Source organism: Methanobrevibacter sp. (assembly GCF_045577275.1).
Taxonomy (GTDB): domain Archaea; phylum Methanobacteriota; class Methanobacteria; order Methanobacteriales; family Methanobacteriaceae; genus Methanobrevibacter.
In genome coordinates, this window is sequence record NZ_JAZNIB010000319.1 from 1 (window position 1) to 12,782 (window position 12,782).

Consider the following 12,782-nt stretch of genomic DNA (forward strand, 5'->3'; position numbering starts at 1 on the left):
ATATATGGAAGGATATTATGACTAAAAAGAAAAAAACTAAAAAAGTCGGTGAAGAAGCTGTTGATGCTGTCTCAAACAATAAAGCATTAACTGCTGAAGAGATATCTGAAAAATACACCGTAAAAGAACTAAGAGAAATTTTAAGAGAAAACGGTTTAACAGTTTCAGGCAAAAAAGAAGAGCTCGTTGAAAGAGTGTTGCCAATCTTAAATGATGATTCAAATGAAACCTCCAGTGAAGAAGTGTCTGATGTAGATATACCAGTTGAAGATGGAGAATTAAGTTCTACACTAACCAATTATGGAATAAATTATAAAGATTTGACTATTAAAGACGAAACCATTATTGAAGATAATGCTAAAATAAATATTGAAGGTTTCACTCAAAATGGTTTGATCATGTCCGATTATACAGTGTCAGCAGTTTCTTCAGATTCTTCAAATATTGATTTGAAAATGAATATTCCTGAAGTTTCATATTCAGACTTCGAAAGCACTGTATTCACATTCAAGAATCTTGATTTATCTATTTTGCCTAGTGCAGATCCACAAAGTCTTGAGCTTTCAGCATTTATGGACACTTTGGATATAATAACTGAAAGAGATTATGTAAATTTAAGAGGCCTTAACTTATTTTCAAAATCTTACCCTGATAATGGCCTATGTTTAAATATTGGAATGAGCAACTTTTTATATCCTAATTTCTATAATGCAACTATAATTTTTGATGACCTTGATTTTAATATAGCAATAGGAATGGATGGGCAAAAACTTGCTATATCAGTAAATTTACCTAGATTAAACATCATAAACAAAGACTATAGAGTTATCTTATCTGATTTAAATATTAATTTCTTACTTCATGATTTGAAATTATCAGACTTTGACTTATCTGTATCCATAGCAAATTTCCATTACACAAACTTTGATGATGTTATTCTTTACATGGATGATATAAACTTATCACTCGAACCTATTTTAAATTCATATACTTTTGATATAAACATTGGCATGAGTACTTTTGATGTGACGGGCATAAGTTTCAATGACTTGTTCCCTATGCTAAATATTGATACCATAAACATTAAAGCACCTGCTGACGATTCCGAATTGCCTATTAACCTAACTGGCCACATATCTCCTATAGATCTTACTCAAATAGATTTATTAAGCATCGGTGCCCTTTTAAGTTCAGGATTTGATATGGACACATACACTAGGAATATGTCCAGTTTGCATAAAGGATCTTCAGACGTTGAAATGTCAAGCTTCAGTATAGGCAGCATATTTAAAAACTTTGATTATTCAAGCTTAGACGGAATTGTGCTAAATATATCTGACATAATTGAATTAATAGATGTTGATTTAGCTGATTTCGGCATTGACCTATCCGATTACGACTTATCTGCAATTAGCTTACCAGACCTTATCGGTGCATTAAGTAACTCTGACTTTAGCATGGATACCATTAAATCCGTATTAAAATTATTAAGCCTTGACTCAGATAAACTTGACTTGTCTGGTTTAATTAGTTTTGATGCAGAAAACTTTGACATATCAAGCTTATTAGGCAGCCTTAACATATCTAGCGAGGAAATTGCAGGTATTTTAGATATGCTCGAAGATTCAGACCTTGATTTAGGCAAGATATTTAAAAACATTGATTTAACCTGTTTAGATGGAATTAAACTTAATCTAACAGGATTACTTGATTCAATAGGCATTGATTTAGCTGATTTAGGCATTGACCTATCAGATTATGACCTATCTGCAATTAAAGTGTCAGAACTCGTGGAAATCCTAAATAATTTCGATATAGACATGTCCACCATTTCAGCCATGTTGAAGATATTTGGTCTTGAATTGGATGAAATTGAATTATCCAGTTTGATTGCTAGCTTCGATGCAGAAAACTTTGACATAACTACCTTATTAGGCAGCCTTAACATATCTGTCGATGACATTACTGGCATTTTTAACATAGTCAAAAATTCAGACATTGATTTAGCTAGAATATTTGAAAACTGCGATAAGACAATCTTAGACTCAGTTTCACTTAATTTAACTGGATTGATAGCTTCATTAGGCATTGATTTGACTGCTTTAGCTGATTCAGACATTGACATGCCAGATATTAACCTATCTTCAATCAAATTATCAGAACTTATTGGATTCATATCCAATATTGAATTAGACATTGACACCATTGCAACTGTTCTAAAATTATTCGGCATTGACCTATCTGAAGTTGATTTATCAGGATTAATAGCTAGCTTTGACGAAGAAAACTTTGACTTAACTAGCTTATTAGGCAGCCTTGACTTATCTGGCTTGGATATTGCTGACATTTTAGAGAAGCTCAATAATTCAGATCTTGATTTAAGAGGCGTATTCGAAAACTGTGATTGTTCATGCTTAGATGCAATTACACTTAATTTAACTGGATTGATTGAATCATTAGGCATTGACCTATCTGCTTTAGGCATTGACCTATCAAATTATGACCTATCTGCAATTAAAGCGACAGAGCTTATGGGAATCTTAAGCAATTCTGAAATTGACCTCAATGATATTGTCTCCATGCTTTTAAGTGGTGATGAACCAATCACTACTGGAGAAGGCATAACTGATGCAACTGCAAACTATTACCATGTTGATTGCAATGTAGCAGATGTCAACTTTAATGAAGACACCGGCAAATGGGAATATAAAGGCTTAGTAATAAAATATTATGATGAAGACAAGCATGAGGGCAGATTATCCAAAAAAGAAGTTGAAGAATATAATAAAAACTGTAAAAAATCAGGACTTGATTTGTCTGAACTTGATTTCTCCGGCTTAATTGCAAGCTTTGACGAAGAAAACTTTGACATCACTAGTTTATTAAGCAGTCTTGACTTATCTGAATTGGATATTTCTGCTATAGCAGACATGTTCAATGATTTAGACCTTGATTTAGGCAAGATATTTAAGAACTGTGATTATTCATGCTTAGATGCAATTGTACTTGATTTGACTGGATTAATCGCTTCATTAGGCATTGATTTCACTGCTTTAGCTGAATTAAACATTGACATGCCACCTATTGACCTATCTGCAGTAAGCTTGTCAGAACTTATTGGCATCTTAGCTAATATTGATTTAGATATGAACACTATCATATCCGCACTCAAATTGTTCGGAATTGACTTATCTGAACTTGATTTCTCCAACTTAATAGCCAGTTTTGACGAAGAAAACTTTGACATATCCGCTTTATTAGGCAGTCTTGACTTATCTGGCTTGGACATTTCAGGCATTTTAGATATGCTCAAAAATATAGGCAGCGTATTTGAAAACTGCGATTATTCATGCTTAGATGCAATTGTACTTAACTTATCTGGAATAATTGAATCATTAGGCATTGATTTAGCTGAGCTAGACATTGACCTATCAGATTATGACTTGTCTGCAATCAGCTTGTCAGAACTTATTGGCATCATATCTAATTTCGGTTTAGACATGAACACTATTATAGCTGTGCTAAAATTGTTCGGCATTGACTTATCTGAAGTCGATTTCTCCGGCTTAATAGCAAGTTTTGATGCAGATAACTTTGATATGACCAGTCTGTTCAGCAGCCTTGACTTCTCTGGATTGGATATTTCCGGCATAAAAGAATTGATCAATAATATAGACCTTGATTTCGCTAGCATATTTGAAAACTTCGATTATTCATGCTTAGGTGCAATTGAGCTTGATTTATCTGGATTGATCGATTCAACAGAAATGGACTTATCTGCTTTAGGCATTGACTTGTCAGGTTATGACTTGTCTGCAATCAGCTTGGCAGATATTATGGATATCCTATTTAATTCTGAATTCATCAAGTCCATTGCTTCAGCTATAATGAACTTGTTCAATCTTGACTGGGAAGAATTTGACATGTCTGGATTACTAGTCAGCTTTGATGTAGATGAACTTGACATATCTGAATTGTTAACCAGTCTTGATATACCTGGATTGGATATTTCTGCCATTTTAGATATGTTCAATGAGAATGGTATTGATTTAAGTGAATTCTTGAAAGAGTTATTAGGCATGTTCATGGAGAATACCGTTCCAGAACTTAAACAATAATGACATGCAAAAACTTTAGAATTCAGATATAAATTCAAAAATTAAAAAAAAAATTATAAATAAAATAATAGTGGAATGATTTTCACTATTATTAATTACTTTTTTTAAATAAATCTTTTAAATCATTTAAAATCAAATTTTCACTATTATTAATTACTTTTTTTAAATAAATTTTTTAAATCATTTAAAATCAAATTTTCACTATTATTAATTACTTTTTTTAAATAAATTTTTTAAACTATTTTAAATTAAAAAAGTGAAACTTTAATTAGTTTAGAAAAAACTTTTTAATTTAAATCCATATATGTTTAAGTATGAAAGAAATTGAAAAAATGCTAGCTGGAATGGAATATTGTTACGACGATGATGACATTACAATGATGAAATTGAATGCCCTCGAAAATGCGAACTTATATAATTCACTTCCAGAAGATGATTTGGACAAACAGCATGAAGTACTATCCAAAATTTTAGGATCAGTAGGTGAAAAAGTATGGATTGCTAAGCGATTCTGCTTTGATAACGGTAAAAACATTTTCATTGGCAACAATTTTACTGGAAACTTCAATTTGACAATACTTGACATCAAAGAAGTATACATTGGAGATAATGTAATGATTGGCCCAAATACTACATAACAACTGTTGGCCACCCATTATCCCCTAAAAAAAGACGTGAACACTTAGCGCAAGCATCTGAAATTAGAATTGGAAATGACGTATGGATAGGTGCCAACGTGACAATTCTTCCAGGTGTAAGCATTGGAAATAATGTGGTTATTGGCGCTGGAGCAGTGGTCAGCAAAGATATTCCTGACAATTCCATTGCACTTGGAGTTCCTGCAAAAGTTGTTAAAAAATTGGAAAATGATGTTGAACAAATTTAATCAGCTGAAAAAAAAAAATAAAAAAAATAGCATACTATTTTAAAAATAAAAAAAAATAAAAAAATATAAAAAAATGAAATAGGTTAAGTCTTGAACTTAACCAAGATTTTTCTAGAATAATGGATCTTTAACTCTAGCAATTCTGAATGAATTTAATATAACTACTAAAGTTAATCCCAAGTCACCTATACCAACAGACATCATCAAAGTAATTAAACCTAATATTGCAAGGATTACAAAGAGAGCCTTTACGAAAATGGATAGTGAAATGTTTTGTTTAATTATATTCATTGTCTTTTGGCTTAAACTGAATAGGTAAGGCAACTTGCTAATGTCATCCTGCATTAGAGCCACATCAGCGGTTTCAATTGCAACATCTGAACCTGCCGCACCCATTGCAATTCCAATGTTTGCACGTGCCAATGCAGGTGCATCGTTGATTCCGTCACCAACCATAGCCACATCACCAAACTTGTTTCTGATGGTATCAAGTAGGTTTAGCTTGTCTTCAGGCAAAAGATTGGAATAAACATAATCAAGACCTATCTCATTAGCCACCTTATTTGCAGCGATCTTATTATCACCGGTAAGCATGATGGTTTTTACGCCTTGTTCCTTAAGGTCTTTGATTACATCCGGAGCATTTTCACGGATCTTGTCAACAACGGTTAGGCTTGCAATTACTCCTTCCTCATCACCAATGAAGATGACTGTTTTACCTTCTGCAGAGAATTGATTGATTTCCTCTTGGGAAATGTTGAACTCACTGCCTTCAATTAAAGACTCGTTTGCAGCATAGTATTGTTTTCCTTCAACATTTGCTATAATACCTTTTCCAGGAACATTCTTAAAGTCCTCAATCTCTTCAAACTCTATTTCATTTGATGTGGCGTGATTAACGATTGCATTTGCTATAGGGTGAGAAGAATTGTTTTCCAATGAAGCAGCAATTCTGACAATTTCCTCTTCGGTATAATTGTCATTCAATACATTGATGTCGCTCAATTCAAGTTTTCCTTCTGTCAAGGTACCGGTCTTATCAAAGATTACAGCTTTGACATTACGCATTTCCTCAACATAGGTACTTCCCTTGATAAGCACTCCTTTTTTAGTTGCAGAAGTGATAGCGGACACCATACCGATTGGAGTGGAGATTAAGAATGCACATGGGCATGAAATTACCATGATTGAAAGTGCCTTATAAACCCAATCCACCCAATTTTGACCAAAGAAGAGTGGAGGTATGAATGCTACACATGCTGAAATGACAATCATTAATGGAGTGTAATACTTGGAAATACGTTCCACCAATGTTTCTGTTGTGGATCTGTTTAATTGAGACCTTTTAACAAGAGTTACGATTTTGGAGATTACAGAATCCTTAGCTTCTTTGGTTACTACAACTTCCAAATATCCATCTTCATTCACAGTACCTGAGAAGACCTCATCTCCCACAGACTTAGTGACAGGAAGGCTTTCACCAGTAATGGATGCTTGATTTATGGAAGAAACACCTGATATGACGTTTCCATCTAAAGGAACTTTATCTCCAGGTCTTATAACAACGATTTCACCAATTTTTACTTCATCTACATTACGGACTTCCTCTCCACCGTCAACTTTAACTCTTGCAGTTTCAGGAGCCAATTCAACTAATGACTTAATGGAACGATTAGCTCTGTATTCAGCCAAGTCTTCCAGGAATTCAGCTATGTAGTACAGTAAAGCTACAGCTGCACCCTCTTCACCATGACCTATGATGAATGAAGCGATACAAGCGATTACTACAAGAAGTGCTGGTCCTATAGTATGACGTTTAACAAGAGACTTATAAGCAAGAACAGCTATTTCATAACCTGCAATTAGAGCGGCAAGCATGTAAATGATTGTTACAATAGTCATGTTGAATGATAACCATTCTAGTATATGACCTGTTATAAATAGTATACCGCTTGAAACCATTATTTGAATTGGTCTATTGTAGATAAGCGGTTTACCTTCTGCAAGAAGCTCTCCATGTCCATGGTCATGCCCATGGTCATGTCCGTGTCCATGGTCATCATCATCTGCACAATCAGGGCATGCACATAATGAGATATCATCATCGTCATGATGGTGATGGTCATGACTGTGTCCATGATCATGATGCTCATGCTCATGATGGTGATGGTCATGACTATGCTCCACCTCATGGGAATGCTCATGCTCGTGATCATGGTCATGATGCTCATGTTCATGAGAATGCTCTTCTTCATCGTGGCAGTCATCATCGTCGCAACCACATCCACAAGAATCTTCCTTATGTTCAACTTCATGATTATGGTCATGATGCTCATGCTCATGATGATGGTCATGATGCTCATGCTCATGATGATGGTCATGCTCGTGATCATGCTCATGGTCATGGTCGTGATGCTCATGTCCGTGGTCATGGTCGTGGTCGTGATCATGGTCATGATGGTGATGGTCATGACTGTGGTCATGGTCATGGTCGTGATCATGGTCATGATCATCGTCATCTGCACAATCTGGGCAAGCACAAATGTTTATATCAACATCTTCATCATAATCTATTTCTTCTCTATGATCAAATACAGTTAAATCTGTACTTTTTTGATAATCCCTTAATAACTGCTTATTATAATGTTCTTCATTAGTACATTTTTCATCATTACAGTTAGGATCAAAACATATATAATTGTAATGTTCAGGATTGAAACATTCCTCTTCATTACAATCAGGATCATAACATCTATTTTCTACCATATTGACACCTTAATAAGTAAATAAAATTAAATAATTTGATTGAAGAATATCCAAACTTTTAAATTATTCATTCAAGTGTTCCAAACCCATCTTATAAATCATTTCTACATGAAGGTCAGTTAATGAATATCTTGCCTGCTTTCCTTCTTTTTCATATTTGACGATATTGTGTGCACGCAATATTCTCAATTGATTGGAAACAGCATTTTGATTTAAACCTAATGCTTCACAGATATCACATACACATAAATCCTCATAGGTCAATAATGAAATTATTTTTAGCCTTGTTGGATTTCCAAATATCTTAAAGAATTCTGAAAGCTCAGAATATTCATCTTCAGCCAAAATATACTTTTTAACTCTTTCAATTGAATCTTCATGAGGATGATATACTTCACATACATCATCTTGATTTTTTTTATTATTTTGTGAATTTTGACTTTGCATTTAGAACACCTTTTCTATAAATATACTAAGTAAGTTAATATATTTAAATGTTTTCATATCATGATATTATGATATGTTATTACAAAATATATGAAATTTTGAGAAAAAGTAATAAAAAAAGATAAATAACAAAATAAAAAAGATTAAAAAGAGTAAAAAGAGTAAAAAAATGAAAAGAATTACCTTATACAAATAAAGGTAAGATTAAAAATGGACCTATAGATGCAAGTAGAAACAGAACAATTCCTATAATAGAAATATGCTTCTCTTCATCCATTATTCCATTGATGATTAATAGAATACTGAAAAATCCAATTATTAAAGGTAAAATATGTGAAAATATAATAATAAATCCATTTGCCATTTTATCACTAATATAATTTTAATTTATATTTTAACTAATAATAGTTTATTTTACTTTATATTTAAATTTAAGCAAAAACTTAGAAACTGTTAATGCTTATTTCACCTTTATGCAAAGCGGTACCTACTAAGGCTTTTTTAATTCCCAAACCCTCGATTAATGGGATTTCATCCTTAGTGATTCCACCACCTAAGATAATCTTATCCTTAAATTCATCAAATTTATCCAACAAATCCTTATTGAATCCTGCTTCTGTTCCCACTGATGAAATGTCAAGCAAAATGATTTCATTTGGATCTATTTTTCTTAAGACTTCCTTGAATCCTTCCAAATCCAAATCCATATGCTTTGTATATAGTTCGTTGTCTTTGACATCCACACTAACAATGATTCTTTCCTTAGGATACTTTTCAAAGATCTTTTCAAGTTCTTCAATTGATTCGAGTGTTTCAGTAGCTACAATGATTTTATAGGCAAAATCCAACATGAATTCAAAGGTTTCCAAATTATCCACGCCTACATCTACAATGACAGGCAATATAGTATTGACTTCCTTTATTTTGTAGATGTTATGATTTCCATTTCTTTCAATCAAATCCAAGTCAGCTATATACATTTCATTTGCATTGGCTCTCTTTAATGAATTCGCTATTTCCACTGGATCAGATGAAGATGCGTAAATTGTTTGAAGGGGAGTGTAAGTGTCTCTATTGCCACTTTTACCAGATACGGCAACAGAGTTCATTAAATCTAAAACAGGAATAATTTCTAACATTATTTTCACCAAATTAAGATTGATTTCAATATAATAATAACTTATTCATCTAATTTAATAAATATTTCGTTAGCCAATTCCTTATCTACAGCCAGTTGAGTGTTTCCCAATTGGAATACATAATTTGGGAATTTTTGAATCAAGCAAATTCTAGAACCTGGAATAAGTCCTAAATTCATGATTTTTCTTAATTTACGAGCGTCTTCAGTTTTAATGTATGAAACTTCACCGGACTCACCGCTGTGACATGATACCAAAGGAACTGAAAATTCATTATTCAAACCATTATTTGTACCATCACTGGAGTTTCCTTTAGGAATAGGATTGTTATGAGGGCAGTTTTCTGGATTTCCCAATATTCTGCATATATTTTCTTCCACCTCTTCACTCATAACATGCTCAATTTGGTCTGCCAATTCTTCCATTTCATTCATATCTGCTAAAAATAAGTCAGCTACAACCTTTTCAGCAATCCTATGCTTTCTAACCAAAGATCTTCCCAAGCGTTCTCCGGTTTCAGTTAATTTGACAAAGCCATCATCTGTTGTGATGTATTCCTTTTTAGCCAATAATTCAATATCCTCAGAATTGAATTCATCCACAACCATTTTTTCTTCCTTTTCAAACTCTCTAACCCAAATGTCTCGCAAATAATGTTCAATTTCACTTTTTTCCATTTTTAACACTCCAATCCTTGAAATAAATAAAAAATAAATAATTATTAATTAATAAAATAATGATGTTTACCAGATGTTTATTAATTATTCATTTAAAAATCCTATTTTTAATCTTCTTTACACTATCTTCCATAAATTTATATGATTTGGATTCTGGCAGGATTTCATAGCCGCAATTAGGACATTTGACTGTCTTGCAATTGATAGGGCATGAATCGCAGCTGATTCCATCACATTTTTGAAATGTGAATCCGCAAAATTCACATTTGACAATTTGATTTTTAATATCCTCTTCAACCATAGCAAGCCTCTATCTATTATTTATCTATCTATAAGACCACATTAAAAGTGGCCAATAACAAGTTAACAATGAATCCCATAGTAAATGCAAGAACTATGCTCATAAGAGCAATTAAACCAGCTAATTTTGCTCCTCTTTCCTTAATCATAATCATCAATTGAGCCACACATGGCAAGAACAATGTTAAAGTTATAGATGCAACGAGCAATTGAACTCCAGTCAATTGAGTTTGGATTGCCATAAGTCCTGCTGCACCAAAGTCCCTTCTGAAGAATCCAAGCACAAAGGATGAACTTGTTGATGTTGGAAGACCAATTGCATTGACTATAGGGCTTATGCAAGCAATGATCCATTGGAAAATGCCGCATAAGTCAAGTGCCCAAATGATTACACTGATTAAAATGAAGATTGGAATCAATTCCTTAATATACATCACTAGACGTGTCCAAGTCTTTTTAGCGATATGTGATAACTTAGGCCATCTTAAAGGAGGCAATTCCATAAAGAAACTTGGCTGTGCACCTGGAACAAACCTTTTAGCAAGATATCCGAGAACAACAAAGTTGAGCACAATCACTGCAAGCCAAATCCAAATGGACTTTGGATGCTGGGATAAAAGGGCCATGATAACCCCAAGTTGTGCAGAACAAGGAATGGTCAAAGCCATAAGCATTGTGGCAATATTACGTTCCCTTCTTGTTTCCAATGTCCTTGTAACCATTGCAGCCATACTTCCACATCCCACTGCAAGAACAAATGGAATAACGCTTCTTCCACTTAATCCTATCCTCTTAAATCCATTATCAACAAGCAAAGCAAGCCTTGGGAGGTATCCACTGTCTTCAAGTATTGAAAATACAATGAAGAAAAGGGATACAATAGGTAGAATAATACCAAATCCATAGGTCAAACCTAAAGTTACTATACCATATTCACCTACAAAGAGGTTTTGAATCGGCACCCATGGAATATATTGAACTACCACAGAGGTCACTGCAGGGTTTATGTATTGGCCGAAAATTGTATTTTCCAAAAAGTCTACAAGGATTCCTGCTCCTAGAACCCCTACAATCAAATAAAGACCAAAATACAATACACAAGCAAGGATGATTAATCCATAGATTGGATGAATCATTATTCTGCTTATCTTTTCACCTAAACTATCCTTGTCTTGAACATTTACACTATCTATTGTTGTGTAAGTTGATTTGATGTATTTAGCATAATCAGCAAGTCTAAGCTTTGTTAAATACTTGACAGGATCATCAAATTTATCTCTTTGCTTTTGAATAATTTGAGACAAGCTGGAATAATCTTCCTTTTCCTTCATCAGATTTTCGCTGTCCTCGTCTCCTTCAAGCAATGAAACTGCCAAATATCTTTTGGAAACCGCATAATTTTCAGTTATCTTATTTTTGATTTCAGAAATGGCTATTTCAATGGATCTTCCATAATCGACATCCAATAATGTTTTGGATTCCTTTAAAATTTCATTTTCAATTGAATCATAATTTATGATGGTATACTTTAACTCTTCCAATCCTCTATTTTCTGCTGCAGCAGTTAAAACAACAGGAATACCAAGTTCAGAGGACAATCCTTTTGCATCTACAGATGCACCCATAGCCTCAAGTTCATCCATCATGTTTAAAACTAAAATCACTTCTTTTCCTGCATCGATCAACTGCAAAGTAAGGTCTATGGATTTTTCTATGTTCTTAGCATCCACAACATGAACCATCAAGTCAAATCTTTCATCCAATACCAATAATTTTGCTACCCTTTCCTCTTCGGTGATTGTGTTTAAATCATAAAGCCCTGGAGGGTCTGTCAAATGAACAGTCTTCTCTTCATATGTAAAATTACCCTCATCGATATCTACAGTGGTTCCAGGATAATTGGAAACCATAGCTGTCATACCTGTTAATTTATTAAATGTTAAGCTTTTTCCTACATTAGGACTTCCAATCAATAAAACATTTTTATAATAGGGATTATCGTTTTGAGCATTAGAGTCATTCTTAGAGTCTATATCATTAGCCATTTTATCTTTCCAAAAATTTTAAAAACCTTATTTTAAAGGATTATTTTTTAAAAATAATCATTAATTAAAACTATTTTACCCTTTACCTATATATAAATGTATATCTATAAAAAATAAGATTGTATTTCATTTATTTAAGTAATTAGGCATACCTAAATTATTATTGTATTACGAATTATATAAATATTTCTATAAAAATAATACTTAAGATAAATGACTAAATAAAAATGAAAAAATAGCTAAATAAAAGTGGAAAAATAGTAAAAAAATAAAATGGGGAGAAAAGAAAAGAGAATTCATCTCTTTTCTTATTCATATTGTGTTTAAAAATACTAGCTAAGATTAAAAATAAAGAGAATGAACCCTTAAAGATATTTTATACTTTATAGTATATAAAGTTTACT

The 12,782-nt window shown here is 32.9% G+C and carries 10 protein-coding genes; 3 read left to right on the forward strand and 7 right to left on the reverse strand.

All coding sequences use genetic code 11. The features are described 5' to 3' along the window. Positions 1-17: 17 nt before the first annotated feature. From ACKI67_RS09140 to ACKI67_RS09150, 3 genes are all read left to right on the forward strand, one after another. Positions 18-4,118 carry an SAP domain-containing protein gene (locus tag ACKI67_RS09140; RefSeq protein ID WP_407463223.1) on the forward strand — a complete coding sequence of 1,367 codons (4,101 nt, stop codon included), beginning with the start codon at positions 18-20 and terminating at the stop codon, positions 4,116-4,118. Between the two features lie 314 nt (positions 4,119-4,432). Further along, the gene (locus tag ACKI67_RS09145) at positions 4,433-4,756 is read left to right on the forward strand and encodes a maltose acetyltransferase domain-containing protein (RefSeq protein WP_407463224.1); all 324 of its coding nucleotides are present in this window, start codon (positions 4,433-4,435) and stop codon (positions 4,754-4,756) included. 98 nt (positions 4,757-4,854) lie between these two features. Next, on the forward strand, positions 4,855-5,004 hold the full coding sequence (locus ACKI67_RS09150) for a hypothetical protein (protein ID WP_407463225.1): 150 nt from the start codon (positions 4,855-4,857) through the stop codon (positions 5,002-5,004). Between the two features lie 111 nt (positions 5,005-5,115). Here the strand turns inward: ACKI67_RS09150 and ACKI67_RS09155 are convergent, their stop codons facing one another. The 7 genes from ACKI67_RS09155 to feoB all read right to left on the reverse strand — a co-directional run bounded on the left by ACKI67_RS09155 (position 5,116) and on the right by feoB (position 12,378). Beyond that, entirely contained in the window at positions 5,116-7,770 is a 2,655-nt protein-coding gene (locus tag ACKI67_RS09155) for a heavy metal translocating P-type ATPase (protein ID WP_407463226.1), read from the reverse strand. A 63-nt stretch (positions 7,771-7,833) separates the two neighbouring features. Beyond that, the gene (locus ACKI67_RS09160) at positions 7,834-8,217 is read right to left on the reverse strand and encodes an ArsR/SmtB family transcription factor (RefSeq protein ID WP_407463227.1); all 384 of its coding nucleotides are present in this window, start codon (positions 8,215-8,217) and stop codon (positions 7,834-7,836) included. A 184-nt stretch (positions 8,218-8,401) separates the two neighbouring features. Continuing rightward, entirely contained in the window at positions 8,402-8,581 is a 180-nt protein-coding gene (locus ACKI67_RS09165) for a hypothetical protein (RefSeq protein ID WP_407463228.1), read from the reverse strand. 79 nt (positions 8,582-8,660) lie between these two features. After that, positions 8,661-9,356 (reverse strand): HisA/HisF family protein, encoded by a 696-nt coding sequence (locus tag ACKI67_RS09170; RefSeq protein ID WP_407463229.1) that lies wholly within the window; start codon positions 9,354-9,356, stop codon positions 8,661-8,663. A 41-nt stretch (positions 9,357-9,397) separates the two neighbouring features. Further along, positions 9,398-10,033 (reverse strand): metal-dependent transcriptional regulator, encoded by a 636-nt coding sequence (locus ACKI67_RS09175; protein WP_407463230.1) that lies wholly within the window; start codon positions 10,031-10,033, stop codon positions 9,398-9,400. Between the two features lie 88 nt (positions 10,034-10,121). Beyond that, on the reverse strand, positions 10,122-10,334 hold the full coding sequence (locus ACKI67_RS09180) for a hypothetical protein (RefSeq protein WP_407463231.1): 213 nt from the start codon (positions 10,332-10,334) through the stop codon (positions 10,122-10,124). Between the two features lie 28 nt (positions 10,335-10,362). After that, on the reverse strand, positions 10,363-12,378 hold the full coding sequence (gene feoB, locus ACKI67_RS09185; RefSeq protein WP_407463232.1) for a ferrous iron transport protein B: 2,016 nt from the start codon (positions 12,376-12,378) through the stop codon (positions 10,363-10,365). Between the last annotated feature and the right edge of the window lie 404 nt (positions 12,379-12,782).